The sequence below is a fragment of the Actinopolyspora mzabensis genome, from assembly GCF_900101095.1.
Taxonomy (GTDB): Bacteria; Actinomycetota; Actinomycetes; order Mycobacteriales; family Pseudonocardiaceae; genus Actinopolyspora; species Actinopolyspora mzabensis.
Map to the genome: position 1 here is coordinate 499,079 of NZ_FNFM01000001.1, position 21,504 is coordinate 520,582.

Sequence of the window (21,504 nt, forward strand, 5' to 3'; positions counted from 1 at the left end):
GCGGGTGTGTCGGTCGCCGCTCGCCGCGTTTCTGCGAGGATTCCCGGCATGACCGATCAACCGCGCCTGCTGGAAGGTCTCGACCCGCAACAGCGTGCCGCGGTGACGGCTCCGCGCGGCCCGGTCTGCGTACTGGCGGGTGCGGGCACGGGCAAGACCCGTACGATCACCCACCGGATCGCATGGCTGGTGCAGCGCGGCCTGGTCGTGCCGCAGCAGGTGCTGGCCGTGACCTTCACCGCGCGCGCGGCGGGCGAGATGCGTACCAGGTTGCGTGGTCTCGGTGCCGGTGGAGTTCAGGCGCAGACCTTCCACGCGGCTGCTTTCCGGCAACTGCGGTACTTCTGGCCGCGGGTGATCGGCGACGAGCTGTGGCCACTGACCGAGCAGAAGTTCCGATTGGTCACCCAGGCCGCGGGGAGGCTGCGGCTGGCCACCGACCAGGACTCGGTGCGTGATCTGGCCACCGAGATCGAGTGGGCGAAGGCGACGCTGCTCACCCCCGAGCACTATCCGGCGGCCGCCGCCGAGCGGGGACGCGAGTGCCCGGTTCCGCCGGAACACTTCACGAAGGTCTTCGAGGGCTACGAGAAGCTCAAGAACTCGGCGAAGGTGCTGGACTTCGACGATCTGCTGCTGCACATCGCGGCCATCCTGGAGGAGAACACCGAGGTGGCCGAGCAGTTCCGCGCCCAGTACCGCAGCTTCGTGGTGGACGAGTACCAGGACGTCACCCCGTTGCAGCAGCGAGCACTCGACGCCTGGCTCGGGCAGCGCGACGATCTCACCGTGGTGGGCGATGCCAATCAGACGATCTACTCGTTCGCCGGTGCCTCGCCCCGTTGGTTGGTCGACTTCCCGCGACGCTACCCGAACGCCGAGGTGGTCAAGCTGGAACGCGACTACCGTTCCACCCCGCAGGTGGTCACCCTGGCCAACCGGGTCATCGGCGCCGCGCGGCCGGACGGGGGAGCCGAGGACGACGAGGGGCAGGCCACCGGCTCGTCGGGGACCGACCTCACCCTGGTGGGGCAGCTGCCCGACGGCCCCGCCCCGGAGTTCGCCGCGCACGACGACGAGGCCGAGGAGGCCCGAGCGGTGTCCCGCCGGATCGCCCGGCTGGCGGGCAACGGGGTGCCGTTCTCCGAGATGGTCGTGCTGTACCGCGTGAACGCGCAGTCGGAACTGTACGAGCAGACCCTGTCGGAGGCCGGGATTCCCTACCAGGTTCGCGGTGGCGAGCGGTTCTTCGCGCGTACCGAGGTACGCCAGGCGATCACCGCGCTGCGGGCCGCGGCGAACCGAGGGCACACCGGTCCGGGTGAACTTCCCAAGACGGTGCGTGAGGTCCTTGCCGAGGTCGGTCTGACCGAACGGGCTCCCTCTGGCGGTGCCGCGTTGGAGCGGTGGCAGTCGTTGCACGCGCTGGCCGAACTCGCCGACGAACTGGCGGGGCAGGTGGAGCAGGCCGATCTGACGCACTACGTGGCCGAGCTCGACACTCGTGCCTCCGCGCAGCATCCCCCCACGGTCGAAGGAGTCACGCTCGCCTCGCTGCACGCCGCCAAGGGGCTGGAATGGGACACGGTGTTCCTCGTCGGTCTCGTGGAGAAAACGCTGCCGATCCAGTACGCCGACGGGGACGAGGACGCCGTCGAGGAGGAGCGGCGGTTGTTCTACGTGGGAGTGACACGTGCCCGGCAGCGGGTTCGGCTGTCCTGGTCGACCTACCGGGGCGAGGGCGGGGGCCGCAAACGCCGACGCAGTCGGTTCCTGCGGGAGCTCGATCCCGCCGAGGACTCCGCCCCGGCCTCGAAGTCGAAGCGGCGGGAGAAGTCGGCGGGTTCCCGGCGGAATCGCGAGGTTCACTGCCGGATCTGCTCGGCACCGCTGACCGCGACCGCCGATGTGAAGCTCGGGCGCTGCTCGGGTTGCCCCTCGGACGCGGACGAAGAGCTCCTCACGAAACTGCGCGGCTGGCGCACCGAGCGGGCACAGCAGCTGCGGGTGCCCGCCTACGTGGTGTTCAGTGACGCTACGTTGCTGGCCATAGCCGAGCAGCGACCGGATGATTCCGAGGCGCTGAGCAGGATTTCGGGCGTGGGAGCGACCAAACTGGAGCGGTTCGGGTCCGATGTGCTCGAACTCGTCAACGGGAGCGGGCACGGCGGCGAGTAGGAGCGGCGGTGGGCGGGACCTCTCGTCCCGGTTGGCGGGGATGTCCGCTCGACCGGGCTCCGTCGGTTCCCGCCCCGGTAGCCCCGACACCGGGCGGGTAGCCCACGTCCCGGTACCCGCACGGGAGAGCGCGGTGCGGTGAGCGTTCCGTGCCGGTGGTTCCCGGGCGTCCGGTCAGTCCCTCGACAGGGCGGTGGAATCACTCGACTCGGGGAGATTCCACCGCTGGGCACAACGCTGTGAAAAATCGCTTGCGCTGTGTGTGGCCGCCCGAATAATCTGCCTGTCGGCAGGCCGGAGAGGACATGCTCGTCCGGCCGGGGTCACGAGAAGGCGGTGTGCGCGATGCGTAAGAACGACTGGTTGTCGGCGGTGGACCAGCACGCGATCGCGCTGATGAGCACCGGTATGTCGATGTTCGCGAAGCGAGCCGCGAATATCGGCCCCGCGCGTCCGTGCACGCATCGTGATGTTGAGCCGAGCAAAACCTATCCGGGTCGGGTCGTGCCGGAGCGAAGTACCTGAGTTACTTCGTCGAGTGACAATCGCTCTTTCGGCCGCGGACCCGGCATCGGGTCCGCGGCTTTTTTAATGTGTCCCCGTTCTCGACTCTTCCGTCCAAATTGGATCAAGTTATAGCGCCGAACAGCGTCGAAGAATTCATCTCATCAGGAGGAGAACGCATGTCGACCGGCAGTGCCCCTGCGACCACCTGGGGCGAGCCCGGCAATCACGGCGGAGCCGTTTCCGCTCTGCTGCACACAGCGCCCGACACGGACGAGCGAGTTCCGTGCCGTCGGGATCCGGACCTGTGGTTCGCCGAGAACCCGTCCGAACTCGAACGCGCCAAGCAGCTGTGCGCCGAGTGCCCGATCAGGTCCGAGTGCCTGGCGGGAGCTCTGGCGCGGGCGGAGCCCTGGGGGGTCTGGGGCGGCGAGATCGTCGAACACGGTTCCGTGATCGCTCGCAAGCGGCCGAGGGGGCGGCCACGCAAACACCGGCCGGCCGACACGGCCGGTGCGGGCGGTTCGGCGGTCCGCGGACGTGCCGCGTGAGCACCGCGAGACCGCTCCGATCGACAACCACACAATCACGTTCAAGGGAGTGAGAGCGGAATGTTTCCCGAGGAAACAACGCGATTACGCTGCAGACAGTTCCGTGGTGAGGCCGAGCGCGCCAGGTTGCCGCACCGGATCGCCGCCGTGCGGTTCTGGCGCCGCTTGGCGCGCTTCGCGTCCCGACGGGCCGAACGTTACGAGCGGCGTATCTGAACCCAGTTCCGAGCCGGGTGCCCGAGGTTCGCGGTTCACGAGCCCCGGCGCCCCGCACCGCGGAACACAACCTCCTCCGGACGACCACCCGCCCGGAGGAGCACCGTTCGACCGAGGTGTGAGTCGGACGAGCTCGGTGAGCTGTCGTGGTCCGGCCAGTGCGCGCTGTTCGCGTACGAGCCGGCCACCGGCGATCGCCCGAACCGGACGTGGCGAGGACTTCGCCCGGGCGCTCCCACCATCGGAACCGGGCCGGGTGCCGTTGTGCGGAGCGGTATTCGATTGCCCGGCGGGCTAGGCTTGACGATCATGCACCATCATTCGCACGACAACATCGACTGGGACACCCGGTTGCGGCAGCTGCGGGACGAGGACGGACTCACCGCGCCCCAGATGCGGCGAATCGCGGAGACACTGGTGTCGGGGCCGGACACCTGTCACTCGGTGATAGACGTCGGCTCAGGGGCGGGCGGCGCGGCAGCGGCGTTCGCCGCCGCGCTGCCGGGCGGCACGGTTACCCTCGTCGACTCCGCCCCGGAGCTGCTCGCCGAGGCCGAGCGCCACGCCACCGAACACGCCGCCCGGGGGGTCGAGGTTCGCGGTGTGCGGGCCGATGCCGCCGACGAGGAACTCGGTGCCGCGGTGGGCAGTGCCGATCTGGTTTTCTCCTCGCTGGTCGTGCATCACCTACCCGACCAACTGGCGGGCCTGCGTCGGTTGGCTGAGCTGGTGCGGCCGGGAGGCAAACTGGTGATCGTGGAGTCCGGACTGTGGGCGCACGTGCTGCCCTGGGACGTCGGTGTCGGCGAACCCGGGTTGGAGGAGCGCCTGCTGGCAGCGCGGTACTCCTGGTTCCGCCGGATGCGCGCCGAGATGCCGGGGACGGTCCGGTTGCCCGTCGGCTGGTCGACGGCACTGCGGCAGGCAGGACTGGGGGACGTCGAGTCGTGGAGTTACCTGGTGGACTGGCCCGCCCCGGTCACCGGTCCGGTGCGCGACATCGTGCTGCGCAGGCTGGAGTGGTTGCGTGAGGCCGCCGTGGAGGAGTGCTCCGCCGACGACCTGGCCGCGCTCGACCAGCTGCTCGACGAGCAGGGGCCGCACTACGCCGGACGACGGGACGATCTCTACTACCTCGCCGCGCACAGCGTGTTCGTCGGCCGCAAACCCGCCTTGTGACGTGTTGCCGCTCGGCTTGCGGGAGTGGTGGGGGTGCGGCACCGCGTCGCCCCACAGCCCGGCGATTTCTCGCGAAATCGACGCCCTCAGTCCGCGAAACCCGGCTGCCAGTGCGAGATGATCTCCCTGGCAGCCACTTCCGCGTCCAACTGGCACAGGATACCGGTCGCTCCCAGCGTCACCCGGTGTATCAGCAGGTAGTCCGGGGGCAGATTCAACGACCGGCCGGTGCGGAACTCGGGACTGCGCAGGTCGCCCACTCGGTCGGCCTGTCGCTGTAGCCATGACCGGGTGAAGTGGAAGGTCTCGGTTCGCGCCGGATCCACGAACGGCCCCAGGTACGCCTGTACGTCCTCGGCGCGGAGTTCGGAGTCCGTCTGCACGAACCGGTCGCTGCGCAGCAGCTCCATGAGTTCCTCGGCCCGGTCCTCGAGCGCCAGCCGCAGCATGCGTCCCAGCGTCCTCGGCAGTCCCTCCGGAAGCCTGGCGACCGCACCGAAGTCGATCACGGTCAGCCTGCCGTCCGGAAGCAGCTGGAAGTTGCCGGGGTGGGGGTCGGCGTGCAGCAGGCCCACCCGGGCGGGAGACGAGAAGTGGAACTCGCTGAGCAGCTGACCCGCCCGGTCGCGCTGTTCCCGGGTCCCGTTGTCGATGATCTCGGCGAACGGGGTGCCCGAGACCCACTCGGTGACCATGACCTTGGGTGAGCTCGCCACCACCCGGGGGACGTGCACCAGCTCGTCGCCCTCGAACGCCGTGGCGAACGAGCGCTGGTTGTCGGCCTCGATCCGGTAGTCGAGCTCCTCCACCATCCTGTCCTGCAGCTCGCGCAGCAGCGGTTTGACCTCCGCGCCGGGCAGCATCGACTCGAAGAGCCGGGAGAAGCGCATCAACTGGCGCAGGTCGGAACGCAGTGCCTCGTCCGCGCCGGGGTACTGGATCTTGACGGCCACCTCCCTGCCGTCGTGCCAGACCGCGCGGTGCACCTGCCCGATGCTCGCGGCCGCCGTGGGCGACTCGTCGAACTCGGCGAAACGCTCGTGCCAGCCGCTTCCCAACTGCTCGTCCAGGGTGCGCCGCACGCTGGACTCCGACATCGGTTGTGAGGTCGTCTGCAGCCTGGACAGGGCGTCCCGGTAGGGCTCGGCGAGCTCGTCGGGTACGGCGGCCTCGAACACGCTCAGCGCCTGGCCGAACTTCATAGCTCCGCCCTTGAGCTGCCCGAGCACGGCGAACAGCTGCTCGGCCGTACGCGCGGAGAAATCGGCGCTGACTGTGTCGGCGTCCTGCCCGGTGAGCCGCTTGCCCCAGCCCGCGGCCATTCTGCCCGCGGCGCCGAGCGGCAGGCTGGCGAGTTTGACGGTGCGCTGTGCTGCTCGGCGGGGGACGTCGCTCACGGGAACTCCCTTCCAGTCGGCAGGGCGCCGGGACGACGAGCCGTCCCGGAGCACACGCCTACGGACTCACCGACATGCTAGAGGTTTTCGCGTAGTCGTGTGCAAGATCGTCCTCGCCGGATCGTTCCGCCGAACCGGTGAAAGGGGGTCGGAAACGAACGAGTCACCGTCCCGGGAGCCGTCGAAGTGGTTGTGGGCGGCGTCGTCACCGCCGAGCCCCGCTCCTCGACGGCCACGCACTAGCCCTGGGGGTTGTGCGCCTTGCCGAGAATGCGGGTCATCTTGGTGCCGCAGACCGGGCAGGTTCCCTTGGCCATCCGTCTACCGTTCGTCTCCGAGATCTCACCGGTGAAATCCCGCTTCTCCCGGCACTTTACGCAGTAACCGTTGTACGTCTCGGCCACGGCTGCCTCCATCGGGTAACTGTTCTTCCGAGGCGTTCGAGCGCGTCCTCGCGTGCCTCGGAACTGTGCTGGGCAAAAGGTACCCGCGCCCGGAGCAGCGCGCAGGAGCTCGGCATATCGCGATTTCGGATGAATGTCTTAACCCGTTCAGGGGTAGCAGCGCGTGTTCGATTCGTGTCGACCGGTCATATTCGCAGCGCTCGTCCGATTCCTCGATGTGGAATGGTCAGTTGATCTGCGCTTCGGATCACAGCGGAACCCGCGAGCACGATCGACCTCGCTAGGCTCCCCGGTCGTGACCGAACCGCAAGTGGAGGTGCGCCGCAGCAAGCGGAGAAAGCAGACGGTCAGTGCCTACCGGGACCGTGGCAAGGTGGTCGTACTGCTACCCGCGCGGATGAGCCGTGCCGAGGAGCGGCGCTGGGTCGACGAGATGCTCAGCAGGCTGCGTCGTAGCGAGACCCGCCGGAAGTCGCCAGCCAGGGCTTCCGACGAAGCGCTGATGAACCGGTGCGCCGAACTCTCGCATCGCTACCTGGACGGCCTCGCCGTGGCCGCCGGAGTCCGGTGGGTCGCCCCGATGCGCACCAGATGGGCTTCCTGCACGCCCGCCGAGGGCACCATCCGCATCAGCCGCAGGCTTCGGGAGGTCCCGAGTTGGGTGCTCGACTACGTGCTGGTGCACGAACTCGCACACTTGCTGGTTCCCGGGCACGGAGCGGACTTCTGGGAGTGGGTGAACCGCTACCCCAAAACGGAACGGGCCATCGGTTACCTCGAAGGACTGACCGCGGCCGCCGATCTCGGGGCGGGGTCCGGGGAACCGGAGTCCGACGACGAGGTCGACTGACCGGAATCCGCGCGTCGACCCCACAGTGGGAGCGAGGGTCGGACGGCCTCGGTACGGCCGGTGCGGAACAGTGAGCCACTCTCCCGGGACGGCCGTGCCGCACTCGCGGGGAGGAGGCCCGACGGCGTACGAGCGCTCGTCGAAAGTCGGGCCGTCTCTCGCACCGGCACGCCCGTGGGCGGTTCCGTCGGAGCGAACACCCGGTCCTCGACCGGGCATCCCGCCAGCCCGGTTCTCCCGACAGCCCGGTTCACCTCGACAGCGGAGCCGAGCCCCGGTCAGCGGTCGTCGTCCTCGCCGCGTTCCTCGTCGGCGGAATCCTCCGAACCGGACTGGCCCGCCTGTTCGGCGGCCTCGGCACGCCGGATCGCCGCGATCGGGTCGTCCAGATCCTCGTGGCTCTGTCCCCAGCGATCGGCGAAGTCCAGCGGCTCGTCCAGATCGGAACCGTCCGGCAACAGATCAGGGTGGTCCCAGATCCGGTCACGGCTCGTGACGCCGTACCGTTCCGTGAGCAATCGCCACAGCGACGCCGCCGCCCGCAGCCGACGCGGACGCAGCTGCAGTCCAACGAGGGTCGCGAAGGTCTGCTCGGCCGGGCCGCCGGTGGCCCGCCTGCGCCGAACCGTTTCGCTGAGCGCGTCGGCGCCGGGCAGCCGTTCCCCGACCGCGTCGGCGACCACCACGTCGACCCAACCCTCGACGAGGGCCAGCAGTGTCTCCAGCCGGGTCAGTGCGGCCTGCTGCTCGTCGGTGGTCCGCGGCTCCAGCATGCCGGAGTTCATCAACTCCTGCATCGAGTTCGGGTCGCTCGGGTCCACCTTGCTCGCCAGGTCCTCCAGGGCGGAGGTGTCGACGTGAATACCGCGTGCGTACTCCTCGACGGTCGCCAGCAGCCGTTGCCGCAGCCAGGGGACGTGACTGAACAGCCGGTGGTGCGCGGCCTCCCGCGCCGCCAGGAAGACGGTCACCTCACTGGCGGGACGGTCCAGGCCCTCCCCGAAGCGCTCGATGTTGGCGGGCAGCAGCGCGGCCGTCCCGTCCGGGCCGAGCGGGAGCCCCACATCGGTGGAGGTGAGCACTTCACCGCCGAGCTGGGCCAGCCCGTTGCCCAGCTGGGATCCGAAGGTCAGCCCGCCCATCTGGCCGAGCATGGACACGATCGGTCCCGCCGCCTGCTTGGCCTCGTCCGGCAGTGCTTCCAGCCACGCCTCGGAGACGCGCTCGGCCACCGGATCGCACAGGCGTTTCCAGGTGGGCAGCGTGTTGTCCACCCAGTCGCGTGCCGACCAGGACCGCACCACGTGCGTACCGGTCGGGAAGGCGGTCGTGGGGTCCAACCAGAGTTCGGCGAGCTGAATGCCGTCCTCGATGGCCTTGGTCTGCTGCTGGGTCGGGCGCTCGGTGTGCTTGTTGGTCTGCAGCTGCTGGTGGGCCAGCTGCTTGGCCAGGTCGTAGTTGACCGGCCCCGATTCCCCGCTGGAGGAGTGGCTGAGGGCCTGCCCGAGCTGGGTCAGCATCTGCCCGAGTGCGCTGATGTCGAAATTCGGCATACCGCCGGAACCGGGCATGCCCCCGGGGCCCGGCATCCCGCCGAAGCCGGGGAAGGAACCCGCTCCTCCGGAAAAGCCGGCGCCGCCCCCGGAGCCACCGTCCGATGAGTCGCCCCTGTTGCGATCATCGGGTTCCTCGTTGTCGGGATCGTGGGGGCCGAACCCGAAGGGCACATCACTCATGGTTCCACCGTACGCGGAAGAGGTGGACGGGCAGTAGGTGAGCTGTCGGCCGCTCGCCGAGGGCGAACGTGAGAGCGGGATCGTCCCGCCCGACCCGGCCTCGCCTCCGTTCACCTCGGGATCGTCGCTGTCGAACTCCACATCTCGGGCGCAACGCAAGTCACCCACCGGCCGCTCGTGTTCGACACGTAGGGTGTCGTGCTGTGAGTCGCCGTACCTGGACCCTGCTTACGAGTGTCGTTCTGGTCGTGGTCTTCGGGCTGCTGGGAGTCTTCGTTCCGGTGCCCTACGTGGCGCTGGGGCCCGGTCCGACCCATGACACGCTCGGCTCTTCCCAGGGCAGGCAGGTGGTCCGGATCGAGGGCACCGAAACCTTCCCGACGAGTGGCCACCTCAACATGACCACCGTCTCGGTCACCGATGAGCTGTCGATCTTCAGCGCACTGACCTTCTGGGTCAGCGGTGACTACGCCTTGGCCCCCCGCGAGCTCTACTTCCCGCCGGACAAGAGCGAGCAGCAGGTCCAACGGACCAACACGCGTGCTTTCCGCGACTCGCAGAATTCCGCAGAGACCGCGGCGCTGCGTCATCTCGGTTACCCCACCGAACTCGTCGCCGAGGAGATAGTCGCCGACAGCCCGGCCGAAGGGGTGATCCAGCCGGGGGACGAGCTGATCGCGGCGAACGGCACCGAGCTGAGCGACCCGCAGTCGTTGATAGATGCCCTGGCGGGCAGCGAGCCAGGCCAGCGGGTCACCATCCGCTTCAGGCACGAGCAACAGCAGCCGCAGCGCACCACCATCCGGCTCGCGCAACCACCGGACGACCGCTCCCAGGGGTTTCTGGGTGTACAACCCGCGCTGCGTCCCCAGGTCGATTTCGAGGTCGACATCAGGCTGCCCGATATCGGTGGGCCCTCCGCCGGTCTGATGTTCTCGCTGGCCGTGGTGGACAAACTCACGCCGGGAGAACTCACGGACGGCAAGTTCATCGCGGGCACCGGTGAGATCGATTCGCAGGGCAACGTGGGCCGCATCGGCGGTATCGGTTTCAAGATGAGCAACGCCCACGAGGCGGGCGCCCAGATCTTCCTGGTTCCGGAGGGCAACTGCGCCGCGGCCAAGTCCCAGGCCCCCGAAGGCATGCGGCTGATCGAGGTGGGAACCCTCGGTGAGGCGGTCGATGCGCTCGAGTCGGTCCGTGCGGGGGAGACACCCCCGCACTGCTGATTCGGCGCGGCACCCGGTGGGGGCCGGGTGCCGAGATCCGGGTGCGTCGGGGTCCGCGGCGGCGCTCGCCGGTCTCGGATCCCCGACGGCAGGTCACTCCTCGAAGGTGGCGTGCATCGCGTTGAGCAGATTCGGCGCCAGGGCGCTGTCCTCGACGAGCTCGCCCTCCTCCTGCTCCGGATCACCGTCGAAGCCGTCGTCGACCTCGGGATCCTTGTTGCGCAACCGCAGCACGCAGGTCTGCGTCCCGCCGCGCAATACGGCGGCCACCAGCCGCGCTTCCCGGCGTTCCGGATGCTGCGCGGCGGCGTTCCGCGCGGCGTCGTCCTCGTTCGGAAGCTCCTGCTCGGCGTCCGGGGGCAGCACCACGATCTCCTGCACCAGCGCGCAACCCAGTACCCGTTCCGGCCAGGCGATACCCGCCAGGGCCTCACCGATGTCGTTGCCGGGCAGCTCCTCCTGCTCCACCGGCGTCAGTGGTGAACTCGTGTTGAGCTGTTCGGCCAGCCCTGGCTCGGCCTCCAGCAGCTCCGCGGTGTCGACCAGCGCGAACATTCTGGCCGGTCGTTCCCAGCCCTCCGAAGCCACGAACTGCTCGATCTCGCGCGTCACCGCGGGCAACCCCGCGGTCATTTCCTCGGTGATAGCGGACGACATTCACCCATCCTCGCACCGCCGAGACCTCCCGGTTCGATCCCCGTGGCAGCGCTCGTGGCCGATGATCGGCACACTTCTCCAGTCGGTGATCCCCCGTGGGGCGGGATGTCCGTTTGATGCGAATTCGCGGGCGCGTCCCACTATCTCGTGACGGGGTCGTAGAGTTGACCGCACGGGAGCCCGGGTCGCGCCGGTGACCCGGCCCCGCTGCCCGCGGATCGTCACCAGGGAGTGCGCTGTGGCCACGAGGCCGGTAGGAGTACCCAATTTGTCCCGGCGAAGCCGGATCCTTCTGATCCTGGGCGCGGTCGTGTTGGTAGGACTGATAGTCGGATCACGCCTGATCGGGACGTACGTCAATTGGCTGTGGTTCGGCAGTGTCGACTACCGGGGGATCTTCACGACGATCGTGCTCACCCGGATCGTGTTGTTCGTCTGTGCGGCCGTGTTCCTCGCCGGGGTGCTGGCGTTGAACCTCTGGCTGGCCTATCGCACCAGACCGGTGTTCGTGCCGCTCGGAAGTGGGCAGGACGACCCGTTGCTGCGGTACCGCACAGTCATCACGCAGCGGTCCAAGTGGTTCGGCATCGGAATCCCGGCAATAGTCGGCGTCATCGGTGGGCTGGCGGCCACCGGCGACTGGCGCATGGTGCAGCTGTTCCTGAACCGCACTCCGTTCGGCACCCAGGACCCGGTTTTCGGCCACGACGTCAGCCTCTACATCTTCCAGCTGCCGTTCTTCCGCTGGCTGCTGGCCTGGGGATTCATCGCCGTCACCCTCTCGTTCTTCGGCGCGCTCGCCGTGCACTACATCTTCGGTGGCATCAAGCTCGCGGGCAGGTCGGGGCAGATCTCGCAGCCCGCCCGGATCCAGCTCGCCCTGTTGGCCGGGATCTTCGTGCTGCTCAAGGCCGTCGACTTCTTCTTCGACCGCTGGGATCTGCTGCTGTCGCAGCGCAGTGAACTGTTCACCGGTGCCAGCTACACCGATCTCAACGCCGTGATGCCGGCCAAGGTGATCCTGCTGTGCATCTCGATCATCTGCGCGCTGGCCTTCTTCGCCGCCGTGTTCCTGCGCAACCTGCAGATTCCGGCGCTGGCCACGGTGCTGCTGGTGCTGTCCAGTCTGGTCATCGGCGCGCTGTGGCCCGCGCTGCTGCAGCAGTTCTCGGTCGAACCCAACGCCAATGAGCGTGAGGCGACCTCGATCGAGCGCAACATAGCCGCCACGAGACAGGCCTTCGGGATAACCCAGGAGGACGTGACAGTTCGCGAGAACTACACGCAGGGCGGCGCCTCCGACTCCGGTGATTCCGGTTCGGGCTCGGACGATTCCGGTGTCACTCCGGAGGAGGTCGCCCAGGACACCGGCACCGTCTCCAACGTGCGGCTGCTCGACCCGAGCCTGCTCTCCGAGACGTTCACCCAGCTGCAGCAGCAGTTCAACTTCTACGGGTTCCCGGACGAGCTCGACATCGACCGGTACCGGGACGAGAACGGCGAGCTGCAGGACTACCTGGTCGCGGTGCGCGGAATCAACACCGACGGCCTGGCCGAGAACCAGCAGTCCTGGATCAACCGGCACATGGTCTACACCCACGGCAACGGTTTCGTCAGTGCGCCCGCCGACCGGGTAAGCACGGTGCCCGGCGAGGGCTCCGACACCGGTGCGTACCCGGTGTTCTCGATGAGCGATGTCGCCAACGATGGCCAGGGCGAGATTCCGGTCGAGCAGCCCAGGGTCTACTACGGCGAGCTGAACCAGGACTACGCCATCGTCGGTGCGGAGCAGGGCGAGCAGCCGCAGGAGTACGACACGCAGAACTCGCGCTACACCTACCAGGGCGAGGGCGGAGTCGGAATCGGCAACTGGTTCAACCGTGCCGTGTTCGCGGCCAACTACGGTGAGCGCAACATCCTGTTCAACCAGGAGATCGGCTCGCAGTCGCAGATCATGTTCAACCGCAATCCGCGGGAACGGGTGCAGAAGGTCGCACCGTGGCTCAAGTTGGACGGCGATCCCTATCCCGCGGTGATCGACGGGAAGATCAAGTGGATCGTCGACGGTTACACCACGCTGAACAACTATCCCTACTCCACGTTGACCTCGTTCGGGCAGGCAGCCAGCGACTCCACCAGTGATGTCGCCCAGCCGAACCAGCAGATCAACTACATCCGCAACTCGGTCAAGGCCACCGTCGACGCCTACACCGGCGAGGTCTCGCTCTACGAGTTCGGGGAGAAGGATCCGGTGCTGGAGGCATGGAAGGGCGTCTTCCCGGGTGTGGTGAAACCGAAGAGCGAGATCAGCGACGAGCTGCGGCAGCACTTCCGCTATCCCGCAGACATGTTCAAGGTGCAGCGGCAGCTGCTCGCCCGGTACCACGTGGACAATCCGGGCGACTTCTACGCCACCCGCGGTTTCTGGGAGGTCCCCAACGATCCCAACCAGGACCAGCGCAGCGGTTCCGGTGAGAAGCAGCCGCCGTTCTACGTGATCGCACAGGCACCCACGCAGAACCGGCCGACCTTCCAGCTGACCAGTGCCATGACCGCGCTGGAACGCCCGAACCTGTCCGCGTGGATCTCGGCTTCCTCGGATCCCGAGACCTACGGCCAGATCACCATGCTGGAGCTGCCCACGGACAACCAGACGCCGGGACCGGTACAGGTCCAGCGGCAGATGGAGTCGACACCGAAGGTCACCGAGGACCGGACGCTGTTCGACAACCCCGGGGTCCGGGCGATGTTCGGTAACCTGCTGACCCTGCCGGTCGAGGGCGGAATGCTCTACGTGGAGCCGATCTACATCCGTCCCAACAGCGAGGACTCCTACCCGCAGTTGGCCAGGGTGCTGACCTCCTACGGCGACAGCGTCGGCTATGCCGACACGTTGCAGGGCTCGCTGGAGCAGGTGTTCGGGCCCGGTGCGGGGCAGAACACCGAGACCGCCGAGGACGAGAACCAGCAGCAGGACGGTCAGGGCCAGCAGCAGGGCGACCAGGACCAGCAGGGCGACCAGGGCGACCAGGACCAGCAGCAGGGCGACGGTCAGGGGCAGCAGAACAGCTCCGAGGTGGACCAGGCCGTGCAGGAGGTGCAGGCCGCGATGGAAGAGGTCCGTTCGGCGCAGAACTCCGGTGACCTCGGCCAGCTGGGTCAGGCGTTCCAGCGACTGGAGGAAGCCATGAACCGCTACGAGGAGGTCACCGGCAACGGTGGCTGATCAGTCGCGGGGCATCCGGGTGGTCGAGTGGCCACCCGGTTCCGGCTGAACCGTCCTTTGAACGGCGAAAACACCAGGCCCCCACCCCCCTGCGCGGGGGTGGGGGGCACGGTGTAGAGTTGCAACTACAACGAAACACGGCGCGGGGTGGAGCAGTTCGGTAGCTCGCTGGGCTCATAACCCAGAGGTCACAGGTTCGAATCCTGTCCCCGCTACCAGATACGCCCCCTTCCGGCTTTCCGGAAGGGGGCGATTTTTCGTTCGGCCGTGGCCCCTCCGTTCGGGGCTCTTCAGCCGGGGCCTGCAGTCGGGATTTCTCCGAGCCCCGCTGTGTAAGCGACACGCGCCGGCCCACCTCCGGAGTCAGGTGCCCGTCCCGGGTGTCAGGTGCCCGTCCCGGGTGTCAGGCGAAGCCGCGCAGGCCTGCCGGGCGGTCATCCCGGTAGCTCCTCCCAGTACGAGGCGGTGCCCCTGTCCGGCGTAGGGAGGAACCGCTGGTGAGCGGAGGCGATCATCGGTTGAGCACCCCCCTGTGCGGTGGTCGCGGATGGCGGTGTAGAGTTGCAACTACAACGAAACACGGCGCGGGGTGGAGCAGTTCGGTAGCTCGCTGGGCTCATAACCCAGAGGTCACAGGTTCAAATCCTGTCCCCGCTACTGCGTTCGGCCCTCGGAGCACGGCTCCGGGGGCCGAACTGTTGTTCGCGGGTTCCGGTCCTTCGCGAGGCGTTTTGTGGGGGCTCTCCACGGGGCCTCGTAGGGAGCCTCCGTCACGGGGAGAGCCCGAGTGGTGTCGGTAAGCCGCTGTCGGAGTCGGTACCGGGCATCGGTGGGCGACACCGTCCCGATGACACAGGCTGGCCCGGCACGGGACAGGCACGCGGTCTCCACGGTTTCCGGGCCCGTGCATCGCCGAGCCCGGATCTCGTGCCCTTCGGCCTCAGCCGTCGGCCCACTTGCGGGCACAGTTGGGCGAGCAGACCCGCCCCTCGCTGCTCCCGCTGCGGAAGGCACGCATCTTGCGGCCGCAAACTATGCAGTTGTGCGGACTGTCCACCTGGATCGGCATCATCGACCTCGCCCGTTCCGAAACCTTGCTCGCCATCCTAGTCCTGCCCTGGGCGAGCTTGGTCCGTAGCAGACTCCGATGCACGGTGTTACCTCCCTAGCTCGGCGGGTCCGTCCCTTACGTTCCCGTCGCAGTGACCGGCCCCGTTACGCTGCCGGCCAATATGAAGGGTGCCCTTAACAGCGGGTCCCGCGCAGCACCTCAACCAGAATTACCCATTTCGAGTTAAAAATCGTCCCTGTCCAGCGGACAGTGAGTGTACGAATTGGTTGCTTCCCGTGGATGAGACCGCAATGGAAGTGAATCCAGGTCGTAGCAGTGGTTTCGTGCGCTGAATTGAATGCGTTGCGTGTCCAACCGCCCCCATGGTTGCGCTGCTGTTTCGGACACGGCCTACGGCCATTGTGGACAGCCTGTCAGCGCCGTGGCACCGTAGGACTCGTGACCGACCTGAATGCGACATCCGCAGCCTTGCTGGGACTTCTCCACGAGGGGCCGATGACCGGGGGACAGTTGGTGGCCGCGGCCACCGACCGGTTCAGCGGGTTCTTCAGCGTCACCCGCAGCCAGGTTTACCGGGAACTGCCCGCCCTCGCCGAGGACGGCATGTTGCGCCTCGGCAAACAGGGACCCCGATCCAGCCAGCAGTACATCATCACGGCGGCTGGCAAGCGTGCCTTCAAGTCGTGGCTGAACACCGAACCGGGACCGGACAACGTGCGCAGCCCGCTGCTGCTGCGGTTGCGCTACGCCGGCATGCTCACCGCGAAACAGCGCGACCACCTGGTCACCTCGGCCCGCGAGCAGTACGTCGAGAAGCTCAACGAGGCCAAGAACGCCGCCAAGGTGGCCGAGGACCCCTACGAGAAGGCCGCGGCGGACTTCTCGGTGGCCCACAACCGTGCGGTCATCAAGATGCTCGACGCGATACCCGAATGACCTTCGCGTGACGTCCGAGCTCGGAAAAGGACCGCCGGTCCACCTCCGGGGCCGTGAAGCTGTGAAGTAGGCTGGGGAACCGTGAACCCCGACGTCGCCGCCGAGCTCAAGGACATGTCCGAAACCCTCGAGGGCATCGAGCGAGTCATGGATCTCGATGCGTTGCGGGCCCGGATCGCGGAGCTGGAGGAGGAAGCGGCTCGCCCGGACCTGTGGGACGACGTCGAATACGCCCAGCGGATCAACAGTCAGCTCGTGTACAAGCAGAGCGACCTGCGCAAGATCACCGGACTTCGACAGCGTCTCGAAGATCTCGAAGTGCTCTACGAACTCGGTGAGAACGAGGACGACAGCGCCAGTGTCGCCGAGGCCGAGCAGGAGCGTGGCCAGCTCAAGAAGGATCTCGCCGATCTGGAGATCCGCACCCTGCTCTCCGGCGAGTACGACGAGCGTTCCGCCATGGTCACCATTCGGGCGGAGGCGGGTGGCGTGGATGCCGCCGACTTCGCCGAGATGCTGCTGCGGATGTATCTGCGGTGGGCGGAACGCCACGAGTACGGGACCGAGGTGTACGACACCTCCTACGCGGAGGAGGCGGGCGTCAAGTCCGCGACCTTCCGGGTGGACACCCCCTTCGCCTACGGCACGCTCTCGGTGGAACAGGGGACCCACCGCTTGGTCCGTATCTCACCGTTCGACAACCAGGGGCGCAGGCAGACCTCGTTCGCGGGTGTGGAGGTGCTGCCGGTGGTCGAGGAGACCGACCACGTGGAGATCCCGGAGAAGGACATCCGGGTGGACGTGTTCCGCTCCTCCGGTCCCGGTGGTCAGAGCGTGAACACCACCGACTCGGCGGTTCGCCTGACCCACCACCCCACGGGGATCGTGGTTTCCTGCCAGAACGAGAAGTCCCAGTTGCAGAACAAGGCAGCGGCCATGCGGGTGTTGCAGTCCAAGCTGCTGGCGCGCAAGCGTGAGGAGGAACGGGCTCAGCTCGACGCGCTGCGGGACAGTAGCGGCTCCGGCTGGGGCAACCAGATCCGCTCCTACGTACTGCATCCGTACCAGATGGTCAAGGATCTCCGCAGCGGCTACGAGGTGGGCAACCCCGAGTCGGTGCTAGAGGGGCAGATCGACGGGCTGCTGGAGTCCGGTATCCGGTGGCGCAAGCAGCAGCACGACCAGGAGCAGCAGAGCTGAGTTCGCCGTGCCGCACCGGTGAGCCGCCGCGCCCCGAGCTGCCCGCTCGAGGTGCGAACAGCGCCCACACGCTCCGGCTGAGGCACGCTCCTCGTCGTTTTCGTGCGCCCGAACGGAGCATTTCCGTGGTGGCGAGTCGCGGCGCGGGTTCGGCTCCGTGGCCGTGGGCGGGGCCGCTCGTGTCTCCGCTCGGACCCGGAAGCGCGCATGGTAATTGGTGAAGTGCAACCAATGGTACGGGTGAGTGAAAATCCCCCGGGTGGTCGCAGGTAAGCTCACTGCCCGTGATCCGGCTCGAACACGTGTCAAAGACGTACAAGACGTTGGCGCGCCCCGCTCTCGACGACGTCTCGGTGTCCGTGGACAAGGGCGAGTTCGTATTCCTCATCGGCCCCTCCGGGTCGGGCAAGTCCACGTTCCTGCAGCTGCTACTGCGGGAGGAAGTCCCCACCCGAGGTCGGGTGATCGTCGCCGACTGGAACGTCGCCAAGCTGCCGAGGCGGCGCGTTCCCAAGCTGCGGCAGCGGGTCGGTTGTGTGTTCCAGGACTTCCGCCTGCTCAACAACAAGACCGTCTTCGGCAATGTCGCCTTCGCCCTCGAAGTGATCGGAAAACCCCGACACACCATCCGCAAGGTGGTTCCCGAGGTGCTGCAGCTCGTCGGCCTGGACGGCAAGGCGGATCGGATGCCCGTCGAGCTGTCCGGCGGTGAACAGCAGCGAGTCGCCATAGCCAGGGCGTTCGTCAACCGGCCGCTGGTGTTGATGTGCGATGAGCCCACCGGGAACCTCGACCCGGACACCAGCCAGGACATCATGCTGTTGCTGGAGCGCATCAACCGCACCGGAACCACGCTGGTCATGGCCACGCACGACCACTCGATCGTCGACTCCATGCGTAGGAGGGTCGTCGAGCTCAGTCACGGCCAGGTCATCCGTGACGACGCCCGTGGCGTGTACGGCGTGGGCCGCTGAGCCCGCTGCACGCGAGGTCAGTGCAGCCCCGAACCCCAAGTCGCAGACCGCACCGAAAGCTGACTCAAGATGCGCGCGAGCTTCGTATCCAGCGAGGTCGTCAACGGCCTTCGTCGTAATGTGTCGATGACGATCGCGATGATCCTGACCACCGCGGTTTCTCTCACGTTGCTCGGTGGTGGCCTCATCGTCGTCCGCAAGGTGGATCAGGCCCAGGAATCGCTGCGCAACGCGGCAGACGTCGTCGTTTACATGAACGAGAACGTCAGTGCCAACGATCCCGAGTGCGCCAACGATCCCTGTGCCGGGCTCCGTTCCGAGCTGGAGCAGGCCTCCGGTGTGCAGTCGGTGCAGTATCTGAACCGCCAGGCCATCTTCGATCGGGCGACCGAGGAGTTCTCGAACCAGCCGCAGCTGCAGGAGCTGGTGCGGCCCAAGGCGCTGCCCGCGGCCCTGTGGGTCGAACTGGGCGACAACGTCACGCCGCAGGCCGTCAAGAAGCAGTTCGAGGGACGTGCCGGCATCGGTTCGATCAACGACCAGTCCCAGTTCGTGCGAAACATGGTCAACAAGCTCAACGACGTACGTGACGGGACGTTCCTGATCGCGGCGTTGCAGGCCTTCGCCGCACTGCTGTTGATTTCGAACACCATTCAGCTCTCTGCGTTCAACCGCCGCACCGAGACCGGCATCATGCGGTTGGTGGGTGCCTCCCGCTGGTACACCCAGCTGCCCTTCCTGCTGGAGGCCATGGTCTCCGGAATCATCGGTTCCGTCGCGGCGACCGGGCTGCTCATGGTGCTCAAGGAGGCGTTCCTCGACGGGTTGATGAAGCCGTTGACCAACGCCAACCTGCTGACCGCGGTCAGCTACGCCGACGTGGCCTTCGTGGCACCGATCCTGGTGCTGGTCGCCTCGGCGATCTCCGGCCTCACCGGGTATCTCACCCTCCGGCTGTACGTGCGGATCTGAGGATCGCTCGTTTCGCGGCCCGGCCTCGGCGTTCGACTCCGAGCCGGGCCGCGCAGCGTGCGAAAACCACGTGGTCCACTCGCCGGACGTAGCGCTATGCTCGCCGGTATGGCAAAGGAACGTGGCCACAACCTGATCGCGCGCAATCGCAAGGCGCGGCACGACTGGACGGTGCTGGACACCTACGAGGGCGGCATGGTGCTGACCGGGACCGAGGTGAAGAGTCTCCGCCAGGGGCGCGCCTCGCTGGTCGACTCCTTCGCGACGATCGACCGGGGCGAAGTGTGGCTGCGCAACGTGCACATCCCCGAGTACACCGAGGGGACGTGGACCAACCACGCCCCGCGTCGTTCGCGCAAGCTGCTGCTGCACCGCGACGAGATCGAACGACTGCTGGGCAAGACCAAGGAGAGCGGACTGAGTCTGGTGCCGCTCTCGCTGTACTTCTCCGACGGCAAGGCCAAGGTCGAGTTGGCACTGGCCCGAGGTAAGCGGATCCACGACAAGCGCAGGGACATGGCCAAGCGCGACGCCGAGCGCGAGATGGCTCGGGCCATCGGTCAGCACCGCAAGGGCATGCGCTGAGAATGCCGTTACGCGGACGACTTTCGTGTGATCCGCCGTGCTCGGATCGGGTGGCGCGCGCGGCCTTCGGCTGCCCGCGGTGAACGGGATCGAGGGGCCACCGTCCGACGAGGGTGTCCCGGACTGGATCGCGGGGCTCGGCCTGCCGGGGCTGGTGGATCTGCACACGCACTTCCTGCCCGAGCGCGTGCTGCGCAAGGTCTGGGACTACTTCGATCTGGCCGGTACCCACTACGGGATCGAGTGGCCGATCCGGTACCGCTTCGACGAGCCGACCCGGCTCGGTGTGCTGGAGAGCCTGGGGGTTCGTGCGTTCGCGCCGCTGGTTTATCCGCACAAACCGGGTATGGCCGAGTGGCTCAACCGCTGGGCGCTCGAGTTCGGGCGCACCACGGTGGGGGCCGTGCCCACCGCCACGATGTATCCGGAGCCCGAAGCCGCCGACTACGTGGCTGCGGCCCTCGACGCCGGGGCCCGCTGCTTCAAGGTGCACGTGCAGGTGGGCGGATTCGATCCGCGTGACCCGCTGCTGGAGCGGCCGTGGCAGCTGTTGGCCGCGTCCGGGGTGCCGGTGGTGGTGCACTGTGGTCACGGTCCGCTGCGTGGGGAGTTCACCGGACTGGACGTGTTCGCCGAGGTGCTCGAACGTCATCCGGGGCTGGTGACGGTGCTGGCGCACGCCGGGATGCCCGAGTACGGGCGCGCGCTGGAGTTGGCACGGGATCACCCCGGGGTTTACCTGGACACGACGATGGTCGGTGTCGCCTTCAGCGAGCGGTTCGCGCCGCTCCCGTCCGACTGGGCCGCCAGGCTGCTGCCCGTCGCGGACCGGGTGGTGCTCGGGTCCGACTTCCCGAACATTCCCTATCCCTACGCCGAACAGCTCGCAGCCGTGGCCGGTTGGGCCGGCTCCGATGAACGGCTGGGAATACCGTTCCTGCGCGCGGTGTTGCACGACACGCCCGCTCGGTTGCTCGGATGTGGCTAACCGGTTCGTGGGGACCGCTCCGTGCGGCGACGGTCCGGCCGTGGAACTCACCGCGAACCGAACCGCCGATCCGGGAGTGATCGTGCGGGAGTAGTACGTTATGATGTTGAGTACGGACTCGTCCGGGGGTTGCCCGGTGGAGCCGGACTGTTGCAAAACAGGTTGTTGAGTAACTGAACACGGGGGTGAACGGTTTCGACTCTGGCCGTTGAGCCAAGGGAAGCGTGCCGGTGCAGGCGGAAGACCACCGTAAAGCGTCGCCGTAAATTAACAAGCGCCGACAACAAGAGTCAGCGCGAGTTCGCACTCGCCGCCTGAGCGAGTAGCGACTCTGTCGGACCGGGTAAGTCTCCGACCCGGACCCCGGCATCGTGCAGGGGACTCACCGTTCAGTTTGGTCGCGGGACTGAACGGGACATCGCACAGCGACTGGGCTTGTCACACCGGCTTGTTCGCGTGACCGGTGAAGCCGAGTAGAGACATAGCGGACTGCGCACGGAGAAGCCTTGGTGAGGCGACAGAGGACCCGGGTTCGAATCCCGGCACCTCCACTGCGGTCCCGGTGACCGCGCGAATTTCGAAGTGACACCCCGCTCGGCGAGCCTCGCCGGGCGGGGTTTTTCGTTGTCGGAGCCCCGCGCCGCGCCCGG

The 21,504-nt window shown here is 67.4% G+C and carries 18 protein-coding genes, 2 tRNA genes and 1 other RNA gene; 16 read left to right on the forward strand and 5 right to left on the reverse strand.

Features of this window, described 5'->3' with window-relative positions; all coding sequences use genetic code 11:
• The first annotated feature begins 48 nt into the window (after positions 1-48).
• From BLR41_RS02245 to BLR41_RS02255, 4 genes are all read left to right on the forward strand, one after another.
• Positions 49-2,178, forward strand: a complete 2,130-nt coding sequence (locus BLR41_RS02245; RefSeq protein ID WP_092625842.1) for an ATP-dependent DNA helicase UvrD2 — start codon at positions 49-51, stop codon at positions 2,176-2,178.
• A 345-nt stretch (positions 2,179-2,523) separates the two neighbouring features.
• Entirely contained in the window at positions 2,524-2,703 is a 180-nt protein-coding gene (locus BLR41_RS22325; RefSeq protein WP_143012971.1) for a hypothetical protein, read from the forward strand.
• A gap of 158 nt (positions 2,704-2,861) precedes the next feature.
• Positions 2,862-3,233 (forward strand): WhiB family transcriptional regulator, encoded by a 372-nt coding sequence (locus BLR41_RS02250; protein WP_092625844.1) that lies wholly within the window; start codon positions 2,862-2,864, stop codon positions 3,231-3,233.
• A gap of 525 nt (positions 3,234-3,758) precedes the next feature.
• Positions 3,759-4,628, forward strand: coding sequence for a methyltransferase (locus tag BLR41_RS02255; protein ID WP_092626087.1), 870 nt, complete (start codon positions 3,759-3,761; stop codon positions 4,626-4,628).
• A gap of 86 nt (positions 4,629-4,714) precedes the next feature.
• Here the strand turns inward: BLR41_RS02255 and BLR41_RS02260 are convergent, their stop codons facing one another.
• A complete protein-coding gene (locus tag BLR41_RS02260; protein WP_092625846.1) occupies positions 4,715-6,025 on the reverse strand; it encodes an ABC1 kinase family protein in 1,311 nt (436 codons plus the stop codon).
• A 239-nt stretch (positions 6,026-6,264) separates the two neighbouring features.
• Entirely contained in the window at positions 6,265-6,429 is a 165-nt protein-coding gene (locus BLR41_RS22675; protein ID WP_170837521.1) for a DUF5679 domain-containing protein, read from the reverse strand.
• Positions 6,430-6,724: 295 nt separating this feature from the next.
• On the opposite strand from BLR41_RS22675, the gene BLR41_RS02265 reads away from it, so the two are divergent.
• Positions 6,725-7,279, forward strand: coding sequence for a M48 metallopeptidase family protein (locus BLR41_RS02265; protein WP_092625848.1), 555 nt, complete (start codon positions 6,725-6,727; stop codon positions 7,277-7,279).
• A 278-nt stretch (positions 7,280-7,557) separates the two neighbouring features.
• Here the strand turns inward: BLR41_RS02265 and BLR41_RS02270 are convergent, their stop codons facing one another.
• Complete coding sequence (locus BLR41_RS02270; protein WP_092626089.1) at positions 7,558-9,015, reverse strand: zinc-dependent metalloprotease; 1,458 nt, start codon at positions 9,013-9,015, stop codon at positions 7,558-7,560.
• A 203-nt stretch (positions 9,016-9,218) separates the two neighbouring features.
• On the opposite strand from BLR41_RS02270, the gene BLR41_RS02275 reads away from it, so the two are divergent.
• Positions 9,219-10,244, forward strand: a complete 1,026-nt coding sequence (locus BLR41_RS02275) for a YlbL family protein (RefSeq protein ID WP_092625850.1) — start codon at positions 9,219-9,221, stop codon at positions 10,242-10,244.
• 93 nt (positions 10,245-10,337) lie between these two features.
• Here BLR41_RS02275 and BLR41_RS02280 read toward each other — a convergent pair whose 3' ends face one another.
• On the reverse strand, positions 10,338-10,901 hold the full coding sequence (locus BLR41_RS02280; RefSeq protein ID WP_092625852.1) for a PPA1309 family protein: 564 nt from the start codon (positions 10,899-10,901) through the stop codon (positions 10,338-10,340).
• A 238-nt stretch (positions 10,902-11,139) separates the two neighbouring features.
• Between BLR41_RS02280 and BLR41_RS02285 the strand changes: the two genes are divergently transcribed.
• From BLR41_RS02285 to BLR41_RS02295, 3 genes are all read left to right on the forward strand, one after another.
• Positions 11,140-14,127, forward strand: coding sequence for a UPF0182 family protein (locus tag BLR41_RS02285; RefSeq protein ID WP_092625854.1), 2,988 nt, complete (start codon positions 11,140-11,142; stop codon positions 14,125-14,127).
• A 141-nt stretch (positions 14,128-14,268) separates the two neighbouring features.
• Positions 14,269-14,345 (forward strand) — tRNA-Met (locus BLR41_RS02290).
• Between the two features lie 365 nt (positions 14,346-14,710).
• A tRNA-Met gene (locus BLR41_RS02295) sits at positions 14,711-14,784 on the forward strand.
• A gap of 283 nt (positions 14,785-15,067) precedes the next feature.
• Here the strand turns inward: BLR41_RS02295 and BLR41_RS02300 are convergent.
• Positions 15,068-15,280 carry a hypothetical protein gene (locus BLR41_RS02300; RefSeq protein ID WP_092625856.1) on the reverse strand — a complete coding sequence of 71 codons (213 nt, stop codon included), beginning with the start codon at positions 15,278-15,280 and terminating at the stop codon, positions 15,068-15,070.
• A gap of 414 nt (positions 15,281-15,694) precedes the next feature.
• On the opposite strand from BLR41_RS02300, the gene BLR41_RS02305 reads away from it, so the two are divergent.
• The 7 genes from BLR41_RS02305 (at position 15,695) to ssrA (ending at position 21,408) form a co-directional block, all read left to right on the forward strand.
• Complete coding sequence (locus tag BLR41_RS02305) at positions 15,695-16,135, forward strand: PadR family transcriptional regulator (protein ID WP_207227672.1); 441 nt, start codon at positions 15,695-15,697, stop codon at positions 16,133-16,135.
• An 81-nt stretch (positions 16,136-16,216) separates the two neighbouring features.
• A complete protein-coding gene (gene prfB / locus BLR41_RS02310; RefSeq protein WP_092625860.1) occupies positions 16,217-17,335 on the forward strand; it encodes a peptide chain release factor 2 in 1,119 nt (372 codons plus the stop codon).
• Between the two features lie 284 nt (positions 17,336-17,619).
• Positions 17,620-18,309 (forward strand): cell division ATP-binding protein FtsE, encoded by a 690-nt coding sequence (gene ftsE, locus BLR41_RS02315; protein WP_043578170.1) that lies wholly within the window; start codon positions 17,620-17,622, stop codon positions 18,307-18,309.
• 69 nt (positions 18,310-18,378) lie between these two features.
• The gene (gene ftsX / locus BLR41_RS02320; RefSeq protein ID WP_092625862.1) at positions 18,379-19,281 is read left to right on the forward strand and encodes a permease-like cell division protein FtsX; all 903 of its coding nucleotides are present in this window, start codon (positions 18,379-18,381) and stop codon (positions 19,279-19,281) included.
• Between the two features lie 108 nt (positions 19,282-19,389).
• The gene (smpB, locus tag BLR41_RS02325) at positions 19,390-19,866 is read left to right on the forward strand and encodes an SsrA-binding protein SmpB (protein ID WP_092626091.1); all 477 of its coding nucleotides are present in this window, start codon (positions 19,390-19,392) and stop codon (positions 19,864-19,866) included.
• A gap of 70 nt (positions 19,867-19,936) precedes the next feature.
• Positions 19,937-20,854: an amidohydrolase family protein gene (locus tag BLR41_RS02330; RefSeq protein ID WP_092626093.1), complete on the forward strand. Its 918-nt coding sequence runs from the start codon at positions 19,937-19,939 to the stop codon at positions 20,852-20,854.
• 181 nt (positions 20,855-21,035) lie between these two features.
• Positions 21,036-21,408: a transfer-messenger RNA gene (gene ssrA / locus BLR41_RS02335) on the forward strand.
• Positions 21,409-21,504: the final 96 nt, after the last annotated feature.